10 protein-coding genes are annotated in these 18311 nt (G+C 43.1%); 6 read left to right on the top strand and 4 right to left on the bottom strand.

Annotated elements, in window-relative coordinates:
• Positions 1-10: 10 nt before the first annotated feature.
• Positions 11-3253, bottom strand: coding sequence for a non-ribosomal peptide synthetase (locus BM135_RS05540; RefSeq protein WP_092518655.1), 3243 nt, complete (start codon positions 3251-3253; stop codon positions 11-13).
• 573 nt (positions 3254-3826) lie between these two features.
• Complete coding sequence (locus BM135_RS05545; protein ID WP_092518656.1) at positions 3827-5461, bottom strand: cyclic peptide export ABC transporter; 1635 nt, start codon at positions 5459-5461, stop codon at positions 3827-3829.
• A 940-nt stretch (positions 5462-6401) separates the two neighbouring features.
• On the opposite strand from BM135_RS05545, the gene BM135_RS05550 reads away from it, so the two are divergent.
• The 6 genes from BM135_RS05550 to BM135_RS05575 all read left to right on the top strand — a co-directional run bounded on the left by BM135_RS05550 (position 6402) and on the right by BM135_RS05575 (position 14134).
• A complete protein-coding gene (locus BM135_RS05550; RefSeq protein ID WP_092518657.1) occupies positions 6402-7613 on the top strand; it encodes an aspartate aminotransferase family protein in 1212 nt (403 codons plus the stop codon).
• A gap of 20 nt (positions 7614-7633) precedes the next feature.
• Positions 7634-8665 (top strand): arginine N-succinyltransferase, encoded by a 1032-nt coding sequence (gene astA / locus BM135_RS05555; protein WP_092518658.1) that lies wholly within the window; start codon positions 7634-7636, stop codon positions 8663-8665.
• A gap of 77 nt (positions 8666-8742) precedes the next feature.
• Positions 8743-10221 (top strand): succinylglutamate-semialdehyde dehydrogenase, encoded by a 1479-nt coding sequence (astD, locus tag BM135_RS05560; protein ID WP_092518659.1) that lies wholly within the window; start codon positions 8743-8745, stop codon positions 10219-10221.
• 35 nt (positions 10222-10256) lie between these two features.
• Positions 10257-11600 carry an N-succinylarginine dihydrolase gene (gene astB / locus BM135_RS05565; protein ID WP_092518660.1) on the top strand — a complete coding sequence of 448 codons (1344 nt, stop codon included), beginning with the start codon at positions 10257-10259 and terminating at the stop codon, positions 11598-11600.
• A 12-nt stretch (positions 11601-11612) separates the two neighbouring features.
• Positions 11613-12674: a succinylglutamate desuccinylase gene (gene astE / locus BM135_RS05570; protein ID WP_092518661.1), complete on the top strand. Its 1062-nt coding sequence runs from the start codon at positions 11613-11615 to the stop codon at positions 12672-12674.
• A 35-nt stretch (positions 12675-12709) separates the two neighbouring features.
• Positions 12710-14134: an amino acid permease gene (locus tag BM135_RS05575; RefSeq protein WP_092518662.1), complete on the top strand. Its 1425-nt coding sequence runs from the start codon at positions 12710-12712 to the stop codon at positions 14132-14134.
• 414 nt (positions 14135-14548) lie between these two features.
• Here the strand turns inward: BM135_RS05575 and pta are convergent, their stop codons facing one another.
• Both pta and ackA read right to left on the bottom strand, forming a co-directional pair.
• Positions 14549-16693, bottom strand: coding sequence for a phosphate acetyltransferase (gene pta, locus BM135_RS05580; protein WP_092518663.1), 2145 nt, complete (start codon positions 16691-16693; stop codon positions 14549-14551).
• A 212-nt stretch (positions 16694-16905) separates the two neighbouring features.
• The gene (ackA, locus tag BM135_RS05585) at positions 16906-18108 is read right to left on the bottom strand and encodes an acetate kinase (RefSeq protein ID WP_092518665.1); all 1203 of its coding nucleotides are present in this window, start codon (positions 18106-18108) and stop codon (positions 16906-16908) included.
• Positions 18109-18311: the final 203 nt, after the last annotated feature.

Below are 18311 nucleotides of genomic sequence, written 5' to 3' on the forward strand. Positions count from 1 at the left end.
AAAGTAAAATCTAATCCATTGATTTATAAATATCTTGCAGAGACTCTGAATCGAATTGCAGTAATAGAGAGTCGATAATGCATTCTTCAAGCTGACAGAGGGTTGAATGGGAAAACAGTTGATGAATGGATAATTCAACATCAAATGTTTTTTTAATTTGCGCCTGTAGCTGTAGCACCAACAGAGAATGACCACCCAATTCGAAGAAATTGTCATGGCGGCTGACCCGATCCAGTCCCAGTAGTTCTTTCCAAATGGCGGCCAATTGTTCTTCGATTTCGCCTTCTGGCACCACATATTCGTGGGTTGATACGGCTGAGTGATCGGGAGCAGGCAGAGACTTGCGATCGAGTTTGCCATTTGGAGAGAGAGGAAAAGCCTCCATCATCACAAATGCGCTCGGTATCATGTAATCGGCGAGATTTCTGCTTAATTGCTCACGCAGTTGAGAAATGTTTGGAGTGCAGTCTTTATTCGGGATCAAATAGGCGACCAGACGTTTATCTCCCACGCCGTTTTCACGGGCGATCACCACGGCTTCACGAATGCCAGAGCATTGGATCAGGCGGGTTTCAATCTCACCCGGTTCAATGCGTAATCCGCGAATTTTGACTTGGAAATCGTTGCGTCCCAGATAGGCGATGTTGCCATCCGGTAACCAGCGCCCCAGATCGCCCGTTTTGTACAGACGAGCATTAGGTTCAGTACTGAATGGATCGGTAATAAAACGCTCTGCGGTCAATTCAGGTAAATTCAAATAACCGCGTGCCAATCCAATACCACCGATATGAATTTCACCGATTGCCCCAATAGGAACGGGTTGGTTATGCTTATCAAGCAAATAGATCTGGGTATTGGCTATCGGACGGCCAATCGTTATTTGAGATTGAGTGTGATGATTGTCCTGCTGCTCCATCAAAAGGTTAGTGGATGCTGTTGACCAGATAGTTGTTTCTGTCGGCCCGTATAGATTCCACAGGCCACTGACTTTTTCTCTTAAGCGCTGTGCCAATTCGTGTGGCAATGTTTCTCCGCCGCTTAATGCTTTGATGTTGGCGCCAGTCCAGCCAGAATCGAGCAACATTCGCCAAGAAGTGGGTGTCGCCTGTACAATTTTGATGTGATGCGATGCAATCAACTCTTCCAATTGCTTAGGATCTTTAGCTGCCAGCGATGGTGCTAAGACAATGTGGCTGCCGATGAACAAGGGCAAGTAGAGTTCCAGCTCGGCGATATCAAAGCCAATGGTTGTGGCGGCGAGCATCGTGTCATCGGCAGTAATTTGTAGTATTTCCTGCATTGAGAACAACAGGTTAACTACCCCAATATGTTCTATCATCACTCCTTTTGGTAAACCCGTAGAGCCAGAAGTGTAGAGCACATAGGCCATATGCCGCGATGTCAGCCCCAAATGAGCGGCCTCTATGTTGTCGTCGGATTGGCAAGTGATGTTGGCCTGAATAGTCGGATTATCCAAAAACCAGACAGGAATTTCGGTTGCTGGCAGTTTTTCTTGCAGGTCCAGATGAGTTAGCAGGATCACAGGCTCACTGTCTGATAAAACATAGGCAAGTCTATCGATAGGATATTCAGGATCGAGTGGCACATAGGCAGCGCCGGCTTTTAAAATCCCCAGTAGGGAAATGACCATATCCAGGCTGCGTTCCATGCAGATGGCGATGCGATCACCTGGATGAATGCCCGCTTCGACAAGGGCGTGGGCCAGTTGGTTAGCTCGCTGATTCAATTCCATGTAACTGAGTTGAGTGTTACCGTACAGCAGTGCAATTGCAGCCGGGCTACGTTCCACTTGCTGTTCAATACATTGATGAATTAAAGCGTGTTGCGGGAAAGGTTTTTCTGTGTCATTAAAATCATGGATGATTTGCTGACGAGTCTGTTCATCCATCAATGGCAAACGATTAACTGACAGTTGTTCATCATTCACCATTGTTTCCAGCAGGGTTAAGAGATTCTGCATAAACTGGGAGATGAGTTCGGCATCAAATATCGCAGTATCATAATGAAAGGCATAACCGATTTGGTCACCGCCTTCTAAGACGTTCATCATTAATGGAACAGGGACATCGGCATATAAAGGATAAGGAAAATGCCGTAACTCTGCGTTTCCCCACTGTACCGTGACATCGTCATTTTCTGCCACCCAGAGTGTAGTCAAATCGCCAATGTATCTGGCTTTTTGGAATATCATGACTGTCTGGAAGACGGGATGAACTTCTGCATGGCGTTGCAATTTCAATTGTTCCAGCACTTTGGGGAAGGGGTATTTCTGGTTTTCAATACCCTGACGGATGGTTTTAGTGGCTTGTGTGATATGTTCTTGTACCGTCATATCACCGTCTATCTGGCAGCGTAAGGCAACTGGATTGATAAATTCACCAACCAATTTTCCCCAACGGGCACGACCTCTTCCCGGCATGATGGAACCGATAATGACGTCATCCACTTCGGTATAACGGCTCAAGAGGATTTGGTAGGCAGCCAGAAAGATAGCAAACAGGCTGTTGTCATATTTTTGGGCCAGAGCGTGTAGTTTATGTGTCAGTGACTTGCCTATTATTTTATTTAAGGATACTTTTCCTGTGATCGGCAGGGTGCTGTTTTTAGGCGGCCATTGTGATACGGCTAAATTACCTGACAACGTATTTTGCCAGAATTGTTGTTGTTTTTTGGCACTGGCACTGTTTAACCATTTTTGTTGCCATTCAACATAATCATGGAAACTATTTTCGGGGGCGGGTTCCAGAGGTTTTGCACAAAGCAGTGCATCAAGTTCATCTAACAGTACCCAATAAGACCAGCCATCAACGGCCAAATGATCAAAGGTCAGCACCATGACGCTTTCTTGTGGATTGCACTGATACCAACTGGCGTAAACCCGAAGCGGGTGTGCTAGATCAAACGGGTGCCAGCAATCATCTTGAACACGTTGTTTAAGAGTCTCTTCGCTAAGTTGTTGGGCATCATGTATTGTGAGTGTGATTTCAGAACTATCTGCAATGCAATAACCCAATTCGCCGTGGTATAGACCAAAACTTGCTCGCAGCATCGGGTGTCTTTCCACTAATTTATTGAGAGCTTCTTCCAGGCTCTTAGCCGTTAAGCCTTTAATGCGAGCACAAAAAGCACTATTATTTTGACCTCGTTTGTCAGGATCAATTTGATATTGAAACCAGCGGCTGCTTTGAGCTTCCGATAAAGGGAATGATTTCAATTTTTCAGGGTAATTCATTCTATATCTCCCTTTTATGGGTACATTAAAAATAAAAATATGAGAACTGATAAACAAAAAATCACACTTGAGTTTAAACTGATAAAAATAGTCCATGAAATAGACGGAAAGTCTATTTATGTTTAAAAAACACTATATTATTACTGTTTGGTATAGATATTTATGTATCTAGAACAAGCAGCATAAAAATAGCTGACCATTCTAATAAAAAAGAACAGTCTTATTTTTTTATGTTTGCTTAATTCCATTTAATTTCATTTCTGAATTAAATTATGTTTCTTGTAATATTAGATAATATTACATTAAATTATTTTATTACACATTTCTAATAGTGTTTTTCTAATAGTATCTTTCTAATGTGTCTAATTTTATTATAGGTGTTATATGTTAAAGTTTATTATTGGTGGTGATTTTATGTTCATGTCGTCACTCAAATTCTATTGGGTATATAAAGTGGAATAAGAGCCTAATAAAATAGGCTCTTTGCTATTGAGCTTTATTTCATTCTATATCCTTCGTCTTTCAAATTGCCTCTTTGTTGGCTGCACTCACTTATCCCGGTCAATGTGAAATTTATGGGGTGTGATGGTTTTTATTACTTATTTCTTTAATATGACCATCTTCTAATTTGATAATACGATCGGCAATATCAAAATAAGCATCATCATGGCTGATAATTATGACAGTTTTACCACTAGCTTTTAATTCAGGCAGTAGCTCAGTATAGAATAAGCGTTTAAATACCGGATCTTGGTCGGCCGCCCACTCATCAAATAGATAAATTGGACGGTCTTCTAAATAGGCTGATACTAATGCCAGTCGTTTCCGTTGACCCGCAGAAAGATTTGTTGTGGAAAATCCGCCATCAACGATTTTAACTTTGTGTGCCATGTTTAATGCTTCAATATAATGTGTTGCTTTTTCAGTGACATTTGCATCGCTATTGAGTAACTGCTCAAACAGATGGTAATCAGAAAAAACCGCAGCAAAATGTTGACGATAATGCTCATTATTTGCTGGTGTTACTTGCATACTATTCAGTGAGATAGTGCCGGATTCTTGCTCAAATAGGCCAACAAGTAACATGGCAAGCGTTGTTTTCCCACTGCCGTTTCCTCCGACAATAAAAACAATTTCGCCTTGTGATATTTTCAAACTCAATGGGCCGAGTGCGAACTGGCGATCTTCTTTATCCGTTGTGTAATGGTGAATAACATCTTTCAGTTCAAGCTCTATTGGTTTTTGGCTGTTGAATGGGCTAGGGCCTTCAATTTGCACGGACAATACTTCTTCCAGCTGGCTGTCAAGACGACGCATTTTATTCAATGAGACTTCCGCTGCCCTCAGCTCTGGAATTGCACCGATAACCTCACTGATCGGGCCTGATAAGAAGAGAACAAGCAGTGATACAGTAACCAGCGTTGATGGTTCTTGAGGGATCCAAATTGGAATGACAAAGACGATTAAACCAATAATGACATAGAATGTAACAGCACTGGCGTTAATGACCCAGGCATAGCTGGTGTTCGCTTTAATACAGATCTCTTGGAATACTTTAGCTGCCGGGGCAATCACTTTATTGATAAAAAGATTGCCTTTTTGTTTATTGAGTTGTAGCTCTTTGCTGCCATCAATCAGACTTTGGAAATTAAGGTATATCTTATCTACTTGATCACGCATCTGTGCCATTAATTTCAGTGGATGTTTTTCCCATAGATAAAACAGATACATTCCGATAAGACTAAATACAGTCAGAATGAGAAACAATTGCCAAGACATCCAGGCTAAATAACTAAAACAGGCTATGATTAGGGTGATATTACCAAAAACAGCCGGTGCCAACATAAAGGAATGTACGAAAACATCGACGTCTTTAGTTAAAACTGCCAATAGACCGTGTCGCCCAAGTTTGTGTAGTTTTTTGAGTGGTGCACGCAAGATTTTGTTACTCAAACTTAGGCGCAATGAGAAAATCGTGGATTGGGCTAAATGGGATAATGTAATTTCTGATACGGTTTTAGTAATAAAAAAAATAAAACAGATACCAAAAAAGCTCCAAAGGAATGAGGTCAGGTTGATCTTTTCTGTTACTCCTTGACTAATCATCCCGACTATCGAAGCACCGGCAAACCCACTAATTAATGCGCTTATTGTCGATACTAGCAGTAATACCCATGATTGACGATATAAATAAGCTATTAGAGTCATAAAAAACAAGCCATTGTCGAAGGTTATAATTAATATGAAAATTCATATATCTGTCTACTCAATCCTCTATGGTTGTTTTTTTCTTGTCAAACTGCAAGCGTGATTTATAGCATGGCAATATTAATAAATATAATTATGATAAAAACCACTTGCATGTAAATAATAACAGTGTTCAATTACACTGATGAATTATTTGAGTGGTATTTTTAAATAACAAGTAAATTTAGAAAGTAAATATTTCTATTATCTTTAATTTTATTATTTTGTTCTGAATATTTGTATGAACAGATGAATTATGTATATGAATCCTCAAAATCGGTGGCATCTCCTAAGGTATAGGAATCGGTCGCGGTAGGTAATCGAAATCTCGGTATCCGTGTTAACAGGGGAAAGTCTCCTTAATTTTCTTAAAATGTGGCATTTTTAGAGCATCGGTTACATTGTGCTATAAGGATAAAAATAGGAGCATTGCCATTTAATTATTTGATTTTTAATAATATTATTGATGTTTAGGGTAAAAATTGTTAATTGCAAATACATTTTTTAGATCATGGGCATAATTGGTGTCCATGATCTATGAATAATTATTGAGCGATAATACCTCATTTCCTTTATTTTCGATTATATGCCTCTTTTTTATTTATTTTTTTATGCATAAATGATGCATAAATCTAAAGTAAATTCATTGTCATAAATTGTGAAAAACATCATAAAAGTAATTTTATTGTAATTTTATTGTGTTGACTTTATTAATTCTCAAAGGGATTATGAGGTTAATTACTAATCAAAAGGATAAAAAAGATCTTACGGTAATAATGTTATTGGAAATGTATCGAAAAAATGAATTAATGATCTAAATGGAACCATTCATTAAAAATGATATTCAATGATATATAAATTTATTTTTCTTTTTATATCCCAATTATTTGAGGAAAAACGAATGCCGAACACGATTCAAAGAAATTGGTTTGACCAGTATATGGTTCCTTGTTTCTCGCCAGCAAACTTTATTCCAGTCGTTGCTAAAGGTTCACGCGTCTGGGATCAGGACAGTAAGGAATACATTGATTTCGCTGGTGGAATTGCTGTGAACTCATTAGGACATGCTAATGATGAATTAAAGAATACGTTAAGTTTTCAAATGGAAAACATCTGGCATATTGGTAATGGTTATACAAATGAACCTGTTTTAAAACTGGCTAAGTCTCTGGTTGAAAATACATTTGCAGATAAAGTTTTTTTCTGTAATTCCGGTGCAGAAGCGAATGAAGCCGCATTAAAAATTGCCAGAAAGTATTCTCTTGATAAATATGGAAATTATAAGAACGAAATTATTTCATTTGAAAACTCCTTCCACGGCAGAACATTATTTACTGTGACTGTAGGTGGACAACCGAAATACTCCCAAGACTTTGCTCCATTACCACAACAAATTACTCACCTGCCATTCAACGATATCGACGCTATCAAGGCTCACATATCAGAAAAAACCTGTGCCGTGATTGTGGAGCCGATCATTGGGGAAGGTGGTGTGATCCCTGCTGAGCCTGAATTTTTGAAAGCATTGCGGGAGTTATGTGATCAACATCAGGCATTGTTGATTTTTGACGAAATCCAAACTGGCATCGGCCGAACCGGGTATTTATATGCCTACGAGGAAATAGGCGTAGAACCCGATATTCTGACCAGTGCCAAGGGGCTTGGTGGAGGGTTCCCAATTGGTGCCATGTTGGTTAGACAACATATCGCAGAGGTTTTTCAGCCGGGAGTACACGGGACAACATTTGGTGGCAATCCGTTGGCGGCAGCCGTTGCCGATAAAGTCATTGAGCTGGTGAATCAGCCGGCGTTCCTTGCGGGGGTACAAGAGCGTCACCATGAATTTATGAGACGCATGTCCGAGCTTAATCAACGTTATCAGGTATTCAGTGAATTGCGCGGGAAAGGGTTATTGCTGGGGGCTGAATTAGATAAAAAATATCAGGGCAAAGCGAAGACCCTGACCAATATCGCTGCGGAAGAAGGGTTAATTGCCTTAATAGCCGGCCCTAATGTGTTGCGTTTTGCTCCTGCGTTAAATATCGAACAGCAGGATATCAACGACGGCTTCATCCGCCTTGAAAATGCCCTCAAGCGATTTGTTCAGGAATAAAGCCGATTTGAGGTGATATCATGATGCTATTTAGATCCGTTCAACATGAAGATCTGGGGGATATCCTCAATCTTTCGTCCCGTGCTGGCGTTGGCCTGACGACATTGCCAAATAATCAGGAATATCTGACGGCACGGATTTTACGCAGCATTGATTCTTTCAACGATGCCAGGGGACGAGCACAACAAGGATTTTTATTTACCTTGGAAGACACGGAAAAGCATCAGGTTGTTGGTATCAGTGCGCTGGAAGTTGCTGTTGGGCTGGAAGAGCCTTTCTACAATTTCCGCGTACATAGATCAGTGCGGGCTTCCCGCGAATTGGGCGTTTATAACTCATTTGAAACGCTGATTGTCGGGCAGGATTATACCGGGTCCAGCGAATTGTGTACGTTGTTCCTTAACCCTGATTATCAGGGCGGAGGCAATGGCGTTTTTCTTTCCAAAAGCCGATTTCTGTTCATTTCTACATTCAGACATCTTTTCCCAAAATCTATTTTTGCGGAAATGCGCGGGGTTGTGAATAAACAGGGGGAATCTCCGTTTTGGAATGCGCTGGGACAACACTTTTTTAATGTTTCTTTTGAGCAAGCGGATTATTTAACGGGGATTGGCACAAAAAATTTTATTGCGGAGTTAATGCCATTTTATCCGATTTATGTCCCCCTATTATCTGAAGACGCCCGTCAGGTCATCGGTCAGGTGCATGAGAATACCGTACCTGCCCGTGTCATTTTAGAAAAAGAAGGTTTCTCTTATAACGGTGCCGTCGATATTTTTGATGCCGGTGCCATCTTGGATGCGGAAATTGACAATGTACGCACAGTCAAAGCCAGTCGGCTTGTACATGTTAAAAAAATTACAGATCTCCACCGTCCGCAGGATGGCATACAGTGCATTGTATCTAATCTGCATTTTCAGGAATTCAGAGCGTTACTTTTGAATATTTCCCAGCCTGTGGAAGGGGATGAACTAGGTCTGACCTCAGCTGAGATGGATGAGCTTCATGTGAGTGATGGCGATCCAATCCGCTTTGTTTCTCTTTGCTCTTAAATGTTTTCACTTCTTAGTTTTTTCACAATTAAAAGTGTTTTCACAATAAGGGCTTTCACAATTAAGGGCTTTTCATAATGAATCATCAAGCAAATTACATTGGCGGTGAATGGATTGCAGGGCAGGGTTTGCCTGTCACTAAATACTCTCCTGTTGATCAACAGCTTTTATGGCAGGCGAATGGGGCTTCTGCCCGTCAGGTGGATGATGCTTGCCAATCAGCCCGTAAGGCATTTCCAGAGTGGTCCCGTTTAGTGGTTGAAAAACGTATTGCAATTATTCAAACATTCGCTGAGCTGTTAAAACAGGAAAAAGAAAATATCGCCCGTGTGATCAGTGAAGAAACGAGTAAACCACTGTGGGAAACACGGACAGAAGTCCAATCCATGATGGGTAAAATTGCCATCTCCGTAGAAGCATGGGAAGAGCGGACAGGATATTCTGAAATGCCCATGCCTGATGGTAAGGCAATATTACAGCATCGTCCTCATGGCGTCATGGCTGTCTTCGGTCCCTATAATTTTCCTGGTCATTTGCCGAATGGGCATATTGTTCCTGCGTTGATCGCTGGTAATACACTCGTGTTCAAACCCAGTGAATTGACACCAATAACAGCGGAAAAAACCGTAGAGTTATGGATCAAGGCGGGGTTGCCAGTAGGCGTTCTGAATCTGGTTCAAGGGGGAAAGGAAACCGGCGGAGCGTTGTTGGACAGCCGTGAAATTGATGGTGTGCTGTTTACCGGTAGTGCCGCAACGGGATTTCACTTCCATCGCGTGCTGGCAGGTCAGCCAGAGAAAATGCTGGCGTTGGAAATGGGGGGAAACAACGCCCTGATTGTGGATGATTATGATGATATTGAGGCAGCAGTTTACACCATTATCCAATCCGCTTTTATCTCCGCAGGCCAGCGCTGTACATGTGCCCGCAGGTTGCTGGTGAAACAGGGAGAGAAAGGAGATGCGTTGATCCAACGATTGCTTGATGCCGTAGGTCGGATTGTTCCTTCTCGTTGGGATGCTGAGCCTCAGCCTTTTATGGGTGGTGTAATCTCTTTGGCGGCAGCGGAAAGTTTGCAGGAAGCTCAGTCTAAGTTGCTGGCTTTAGGGGGGATTGCTTTGCTCACCTTAACCCAGCCTGATCCGCATTCAACCTTTATGACTCCCGGCATTATTGACATGACCAAGGTCAAAAATGTCCCCGATGAAGAATATTTTGGCCCTCTGCTGACTTTAACGCGCTATGCCACTTTCGATGAAGCCATCTCGATTGCGAATGACACTCGGTTTGGGCTGGCTTCTGGTTTGATTTCTCCTGATGCCTCTTTGTTCCAGCGATTATTGCAGGAAGCGAGAGCGGGAATTGTGAATTGGAATAAGCCACTGACGGGGGCATCCAGTAAAGCACCATTTGGGGGTATTGGGGCATCGGGAAATCATCGCCCTAGCGCTTATTATGCCGCAGATTATTGCGCTTGGCCGATGGCATCCCTGACAGCTGACAATTTGATTCTGCCGGAAACACTGGCTCCAGGGCTTGATTTCTTTCAGCCTTAATTTTTTCATTAATAAATAGGGTGTTAGAGGTGATTATGTCGGGAATTGAAGCAAATTTTGATGGTCTGGTGGGAATGACCCACCATTACGCCGGACTATCTATGGGAAATGAGGCTTCCATGAATCATCGGGGACAAGTGTCCAATCCCCGCAAAGCCGCACTTCAGGGATTGATGAAAATGAAGGCATTGTCTGATATGGGGTTGGTGCAGGGGGTTTTGCCCCCGCAGCAACGCCCTAATCTCCCGGCATTGAGGCAGCTGGGATTTACGGGCAGTGACGAACAGGTACTCAATAAAGCAGCGCAATATTCCCCATTATTGCTGTCCAATCTCAGTTCTGCTTCTTCCATGTGGACTGCAAATGCAGCAACGGTTTCTCCTTCAGCAGATAGTGCGGATCAGCGTGTCCATTTTACGGTGGCAAATTTAAATAATAAGTTACATCGTTCTCTGGAAAGCATCACTACTTCACGTGCCCTGAAAGCAACTTTTCCTGATCAAAATTATTTCACCCATCATGATCCTCTGCCACAACATGCGGATTGGGGAGATGAAGGGGCAGCGAACCATAATCGTTTTTGCGGCGAATATGGCGAAGCAGGCGTACAGTTATTTGTCTATGGACGCAAAGCATTACAGGAAGGTATTGCGCCTGAGCGCTATCCAGCACGGCAGACGCTGGAGGCGAGTCAGGCTGTTGCCCGCCTGCATCAGCTTGAAAGTTCCAGAACCGTATTTGCCCAACAAAATCCTGTTGCCATTGATAGTGGTGTTTTTCACAACGATGTTATCGCAGTCAGCAATCGTAATGTGCTTTTCTACCATCAGCAGGCTTTCTTGAATCAGCGATCAGTATTGAGTGAGTTAGGGGAAAAAATGGCTCAGCTCGGGCATACCTTGACTGCGATTGAAGTTCCTACTGAGCAAGTCAAAATTCAAGATGTGGTGGAATCTTACTTGTTTAACAGTCAATTATTAAGCCAGCCAGATGGCAGCATGATGTTGATTTTACCGGAAGAGTGCCGCCAAAATCACAATGTCTCAGCTTATTTACAAGAGTTGATTGCGCAAGGAAATTCCCCTATCAGTAAGCTCCATTTCTTTGATTTGCGGGAGAGTATGCGCAATGGCGGTGGGCCAGCTTGTTTGCGGCTCAGGGTTGTTTTGAACGAACAAGAATTGGCGGCAGTCAATCCTGCTACCTTAATGACACCAGAACTTTATCAACGCCTGACGGTATGGGTTGAGCGCCATTATCGTGATTCTTTGTATGCGGCTGATTTAGTTGATCCGCAATTGTTAAGCGAAGTCTATTCTGCCCTTGATGAACTGACGCAGATCCTCAAGCTTGGTTCGATATACGAGTTTCAGCGCTAATCAGGAGATAAAATGGATTTATTGGCCTTATTACTTGAAAATAAACTGTTTGAAAACAGCTTGTTTGAAAACAAAATCGAAAACAATTTGTGTTTTCCGCCAACAATTAAATCATCGTGGTTGGCGGAAGGCGTGTTGCAGCTATTACCACGATCACAAGAATTACCACTGCCACAAGAATTACAACAGTCACAACAATCATCTTCACAAGAGAAAACAGTGGATACGCTGATTATCTCAGCCGGAATTCATGGTAACGAAACAGCACCTGTGGAAATACTGATCCAGTTATTATCACAACTGGCGCAGGGACACTTACCGTTGAAGCATAATCTTCTGTTGATATTCGGCAACCTACCTGCCATGCGTGAAGGGCGGCGATATATTGATAATGATCTCAACCGCATGTTTGGCGGCCGTTACCAAAATTTTCCTTTGGGGAATGAATCGAAGCGCGCAATGGAATTGGAGTCTGTTATCCGTCAGTTTTTTAATGAACCAGCGGTTATGGCATCAACCAGACACAGACACCTTGATCTTCACACCGCCATTCGAGGTTCCTGCCATGAGCAATTTGCTTTACTTCCCTACCAGCCGCGTGAATATGCCGCTGATTTCTTACAATGGTTGGAAGATAGCGATATTGATGCTCTGGTATTTCATAATAAGGTAGGAGGTACGTTCAGTAACTTTACCAGTGAATATTTCAATGCAGACAGTTGCACGTTGGAAATAGGTAAAGTACTTCCTTTTGGACAAAACGAGTTGGCAAGGTTCAGTAATATTACTGCGGCCTTGCAGGATTTAATCGCTGGATTGTTTTCAATTAAACGAGAGAAACCAACACTTGAACGCTACCGTGTGGTTGATGCAATTATCAAAAAACACGACAGTTTTCAGCTCAATATTCCGGAGGATACGAAAAACTTTACTGAATTACCGGAAGGTTTTGAAATTGCCCGCCAGCAAAATCAATCTTGGAAAATCACGTCTCCCGCAAACTTTATTCTGTTTCCTAATGCTCATGTTGCTATTGGGCTGCGGGCAGGCTTGTTGTTGGCGAAAGTAACATAATCAATTCATAAAAAAACAAGCCGTAGAGGTTATTGATGACGAAACCATTAAAAACACCTGTGGAACAATCCACAGGTGCGCAGAAACTTCATCGTGGATTAGGTAAACGTCATATCCAGTTGATCGCAATTGGAGGTGCTATTGGTACGGGATTGTTTATGGGCACTGGGAAAACTATTGCCGTATCAGGGACTTCAATTATCCTGACTTATCTTTTGATTGGCTTTTTTGCCTTTATGGTAATGAGGGCAATGGGGGAGTTATTGCTCTCTAAACTGGATTATAGGACGTTTGCCGATTTTGTAGCTGATTATCTTGGGGATAAAGCCAGCTATTTTCTGGGATGGACCTATTGGATGAGCTGGGTTGTCAGTTGTATTGCTGATGTTGTGGTATGCGGCGGGTATATTCAGTATTGGTTCCCCGATAGTTGGCTCTGGCTAACGGCACTGTTTACCCTGGGGTTAATGTGCTTATGTAACTTTTTTTCAGTGCGGCTGTTTGGTGAGGCGGAATTCTGGTTTGCCATGATTAAAGTCGTAGCGATAGTTGCCTTGATTATCGTTGGTATTAGTATGGTTTTTGTGGGATGGACTTCACCGAATGGCGTGACAGCTTCTGTTCGTCATTTGACGGAACCTGAAGTATTCCTGCCTAACGGCGTATTCGGATTTCTGGCGGGTTTTCAGATTGCCATTTTCTCTTTTACAGGTATCGAGCTGATTGGCACTGTGACGGCTGAAACCAAAGAGCCAGAGAAAGTTTTACCGAAAGCGATCAACAGCATTCCTATTAGGGTAATCATTTTTTACGTACTTTCCATCATGTGCATTATTGCTGTTACTTCGTGGCCACATATTTCACCAGATGTCAGCCCATTTGTGACATTGTTTGCACTGGCCGGATTGCCGGCAGCAGCAGCGGTGATAAATTTTGTTGCGTTGACTTCGGCTATGTCTTCAGCGAACAGTGGGTTATATGCCTGCACCCGAATGCTTTATGGATTGTCGACAGAAAAATTGGCGCATAGTAAATTTGGGCAACTTTCTATAAAAAGCGCAGTACCTGTTTTCAGTTTGATGTTCTCGGTTTTTTGCATGGCAAGTGGTGTATTCTTGTTGTTTATCATCCCCAATGTAATGAAATTATTTACTATTGTGACTACAGTAGCAGCCATTATGGTTATTTACAGCTGGTGTATGATATTGCTTGCTTATCTGGCTTACCGAAAGAAACGATCTGACCTGCATGAAAAATCCATCTATAAAATGCCGATGGGGATTCCCATGACCTGGTGTACTTTGATATTTTTTGTCTTTACGGTGGTTATTATGATCTTTGATTATGACACCCGTATTGCATTATATGGTACGCCAGTGTGGTTTGTGATATTGGAAATTTTGTGGCGTAAGCGGAAAAATCAGCAACAGAGAAGTACTCATGATGAAATGGTAAATTAGTATTATTGAAAACAACAGGGAATAAAATAAGGCCATATTGATTTTTAATGTTATTTTTAAATACTATTTTTTAATACTGTTTTTCTAATAAAGAGGCATTATGAAAAAAAGTGGAATCACAGCCACAGCTCTCAAAAAAAGCCGTGTTTTGAAATGCCCTGTTACTGACAAAACAGTTTTGAACGAGCGTTTTTCCCCATACGAACAGCTACCATGACAGCAGGAATTAGCAGGATGATAGCCATTATAGTAATGATAAAATTTAACGGTTTTTTGGGCGATATATGAGCGAATGTATTATCGAGACCGAGGAAGTCAGATATTTAGTTATCAGGAAGATAGGTTGTTCAGGGTACATCATAAAAAAATAGCCCCATGCTATTGGCGTGGGGCATATTTTATGCAACCAGAAAATTATGCGTTTTCTTGCTGAGTTGCCTGAATTGCAGTCAGTGCAACGGTATAAACGATATCATCAACCAGTGCGCCACGGGACAAATCGTTAACTGGCTTGCGCATACCTTGCAGCATTGGCCCGATGGAGACCAGATCCGCAGAGCGTTGTACCGCTTTATAAGTGGTGTTACCGGTGTTCAGATCCGGGAAGATAAACACGGTAGCCTGACCGGCAACTGGTGAGTTTGGCGCTTTGGATTTCGCCACGTCGGCCATGATAGCTGCGTCGTACTGCAATGGGCCGTCGATGATCAGATCTGGACGTTTTTCCTGTGCCAGACGGGTTGCTTCGCGAACTTTCTCAACATCGCTGCCTGCACCAGAGCTACCGGTGGAGTAGGAGATCATCGCAACGCGAGGTTCGATACCAAATGCTTTCGCAGAATCTGCAGATTGAATAGCGATTTCAGACAGTTGCTCTGCGGTTGGATCTGGGTTGATCGCACAGTCACCGTAAACCAATACTTGCTCTGGCAGCAACATGAAGAAGACAGAAGAAACCAGTGAGCTGTTTGGCGCAGTTTTAATTAACTGCAATGGCGGACGAATGGTGTTAGCAGTGGTATGAACCGCACCGGAAACCAGACCGTCAACTTCGTTTTGTTCCAGCATCATTGTGCCCAGAACCACGTTGTCTTCCAGTTGTTCGCGGGCAACCACTTCGGTCATGCCTTTGTTCTTACGCAGCTCAACCAGACGTGGAACATAACGTTCACGTACTGCCGCTGGATTAACGATCTCAATCCCTGCTCCCAGCTCAACACCTTGAGCCGCAGCCACACGACGGATTTCTTCTGGATCGCCCAGCAGGACACATTCTGCTATGCCACGCTCAGCACAGATAGCTGCTGCTTTTACAGTACGTGGTTCGTCACCTTCTGGCAGGACGACACGCTTGCCTGCCTGGCGAGCCAGCTCGGTCAGCTGATAGCGGAATGCTGGTGGAGACAGGCGATTTGGGCGCTCTGATGTTGCCGCCAGAGAATCGATCCACTCGTTGCTGATGTGTTGTGCAACGTAGTTCTGGATTTTTTCGATACGCTCGTGATCATCGGCTGGAACTTCGAGGCTGAAACTTTGCAGGTTCAGGGAAGTTTGCCATGTATTGGTTTTCACAGTGAAAACTGGCAAGCCAGTGTTGAACGCGCGTTCGCACAGTTCACGGATAGGCTCATCAATTGAGTAACCACCGGTCAGCAATACAGCACCAACTTCAATGCCGTTCATGGCAGCCAGACACGCAGTGATTAGTACGTCAGGGCGGTCAGCAGAAGTCACCAGCAGAGAACCCGGACGGAAGTATTCCAGCATGTTAGGAATGCTACGGGCACAGAAAGTCACGGATTTGATGCGACGGCTTTCGATGTCACCTTCATTGATGATGTCAGCTTTCAGGTGCTTGGCCATATCAATCGCACGGGTAGCGATCAGATCGAAACTCCATGGAATGCAGCCGAGAATTGGTAGTGGGCTGTTTTTGAAGATGGTTTTTGGATCGATGTGTGCAATAGTCGCTTTGGTTGATTCGTCAAAAATCTCAGACAAATCTGGGCGGGTGCGGCCTTGGTCGTCAACTGGTGCATTCAGTTTGTTGACAATAACACCGATAATGTTTTGATTCTTGATACCGCCGTATTCAGCGCGGCTCAGTTCAATACGCTCTTTCAGCTGTTCCGGACTGTTAGTACCCAATGCAGTCACAAATACGATTTCTGCATTCAGGGTTTTAGCAATTTCATAATTCAGAGATTGGGCAAACGGATGTTTGCGAGTCGGAACCAGACCTTCAATCAGAACGACTTCGGCATCTTTGGTGTTTTCGTGGTAATGCGCCACGATCTCTTCCATCAACACGTCTTTTTTGTTAGTGGTCAGCATTGATTCCACATGCGCCATATCCAGAGGTTCAGCAGTATGGATGCTTGAGTGTGAACGGATAATGGAGGTGGTTTGATCCTGAGAACCAGTGTGACGTGGTTGTGCGATAGGTTTGAAAACGCTCAGACGAACGCCTTTTTGCTCCATGGAGCGAATAACACCCAGACTGACACTGGTTAAACCAACGCTGGTGCCAGTAGGGATTAACATAATTGTACGGGACACGGAAACCTCTTTAACGGTTGCTCGTCAGTCAATAAATGTGACTCAGTGCGATATATTCAATGCTATATAAATAGACGAAACACGAACCATGAGCCAACGCAATATTTATTAATGAAATATTTATTAAGAAAATATTAATCAATGTACTTATGATATGTACTCATGAATACAGAACCACCAGCATTGCCGGCGGCTCTTGAAAATCATGCGGCTTAGGCAGTCAGGCGTGCTGAATCCTGAGCAATGACCAATTCTTCATTGGTTGGGATAACCAGAGCAGGACGGCTGTTATCTGTAGTGATAACGCCTGATTTGCCGAAGCGAGCTGAAAGGTTACGCTCGTGGTCATATTCGAAGCCCAGCAGAGCGACTTTCTTCATGGTCAGTTCACGAACCAGTGCGGAGTTTTCACCGATGCCACCAGTGAAGATAATCGCGTCCAGACGGCCTTCCATCAGTGCGCTGTATGCGCCGATGTATTTAGCCAGACGATGGCAGTAAACATCCATAGCACGCTTAGCATCAGCTTTGGTTTCGTAGTTATCTTCTACGTAACGGCAATCGCTGGTGACTTCGGTCAGGCCTTGGAAGCCTGACTCTTTGGTCAGCAGAGTGTTGATCTGAGCGATGCTCATACCCATTGCATCGTGCAGGTGGAATACGATAGCTGGATCGATGTCACCACTGCGGGTACCCATGACCAGACCTTCCAGTGGAGTCAGACCCATGGAAGTATCAACACACTGACCGTTAACAATTGCAGAAACAGAACCACCGTTGCCTAAATGACAGGTGATGACATTCAGTTCTTCAACTGGCTTGTTCAGCATTTTAGCTGCTTCGCGGGAAACATAGAAATGGCTGGTGCCATGTGCGCCGTAGCGACGGATGCTATGCTCTTTGTACAGATTGTAAGGCAGTGCGTACAGGTAGGCTTCTTCCGGCATAGTCTGGTGAAATGCAGTGTCAAATACTGCAATGTTTTTCTCAACCAGATGAGGGAATGCTTTTTCCGCTTCTGCAATACCTATCAAGTGAGCTGGGTTGTGCAGTGGTGCGAATGGAATAGCCGCTTCAATACCTTTGATAACTTTATCGGTGATAATCACAGAAGAAGTGAATTTCTCACCACCGTGAACAATGCGGTGACCGATGGATGAAATCTGTGCAGAAAGTTCTGGTTTTTCAGCCAAAATAGTATTAACAATGAAGTTCAGCGCTTCGCTGTGCGCTGCGCCGGCACCTAAAGCAGCTTCGTTTTTTGCGCCATCCATTTTCCATTTAATACGAGCTTCAGGCAGGCTAAAGCACTCAGCTAAACCAGAAAGATATTCTTCACCATTGGCAGGGTCGATGATAGCGAATTTCAGAGAGGAGCTACCGCAGTTCAGAACCAGTACCAGCTTACTTGACATGGAAATACCTATTATCTTGTTGTGATCTAATCTTAAAATGAGAACAATGTTAAAAAATAAAATAATTTTTTAACAAACCGAATCCAATTGTTGCGAAAAAGGTCAAAATTCCTGTTTTGCTACTGTAACAACATAAAAGTCTGTGTAGGATACAGTTTGCTAGCAATAAAGACAAAATATACTTAATAGTATTAATACTACAA

Source organism: Xenorhabdus japonica (assembly GCF_900115195.1).
In the GTDB taxonomy this organism is placed as follows: Bacteria; Pseudomonadota; Gammaproteobacteria; order Enterobacterales; family Enterobacteriaceae; genus Xenorhabdus; species Xenorhabdus japonica.

What these genes read in the sequence shown, in the direction of transcription:
- BM135_RS05545 (WP_092518656.1), bottom strand. Translation starts at nt 5,461, where the DNA reads ATGACTCTAATAGCTTATTTATATCGTCAATCATGGGTATTACTGCTA.
- astD (WP_092518659.1), top strand. Translation starts at nt 8,743, where the DNA reads ATGAATCATCAAGCAAATTACATTGGCGGTGAATGGATTGCAGGGCAG.
- ackA (WP_092518665.1), bottom strand. Translation starts at nt 18,108, where the DNA reads ATGTCAAGTAAGCTGGTACTGGTTCTGAACTGCGGTAGCTCCTCTCTG.
- BM135_RS05550 (WP_092518657.1), top strand. Translation starts at nt 6,402, where the DNA reads ATGCCGAACACGATTCAAAGAAATTGGTTTGACCAGTATATGGTTCCT.
- BM135_RS05575 (WP_092518662.1), top strand. Translation starts at nt 12,710, where the DNA reads ATGACGAAACCATTAAAAACACCTGTGGAACAATCCACAGGTGCGCAG.
- BM135_RS05540 (WP_092518655.1), bottom strand. Translation starts at nt 3,253, where the DNA reads ATGAATTACCCTGAAAAATTGAAATCATTCCCTTTATCGGAAGCTCAA.
- astE (WP_092518661.1), top strand. Translation starts at nt 11,613, where the DNA reads ATGGATTTATTGGCCTTATTACTTGAAAATAAACTGTTTGAAAACAGC.
- astA (WP_092518658.1), top strand. Translation starts at nt 7,634, where the DNA reads ATGATGCTATTTAGATCCGTTCAACATGAAGATCTGGGGGATATCCTC.
- astB (WP_092518660.1), top strand. Translation starts at nt 10,257, where the DNA reads ATGTCGGGAATTGAAGCAAATTTTGATGGTCTGGTGGGAATGACCCAC.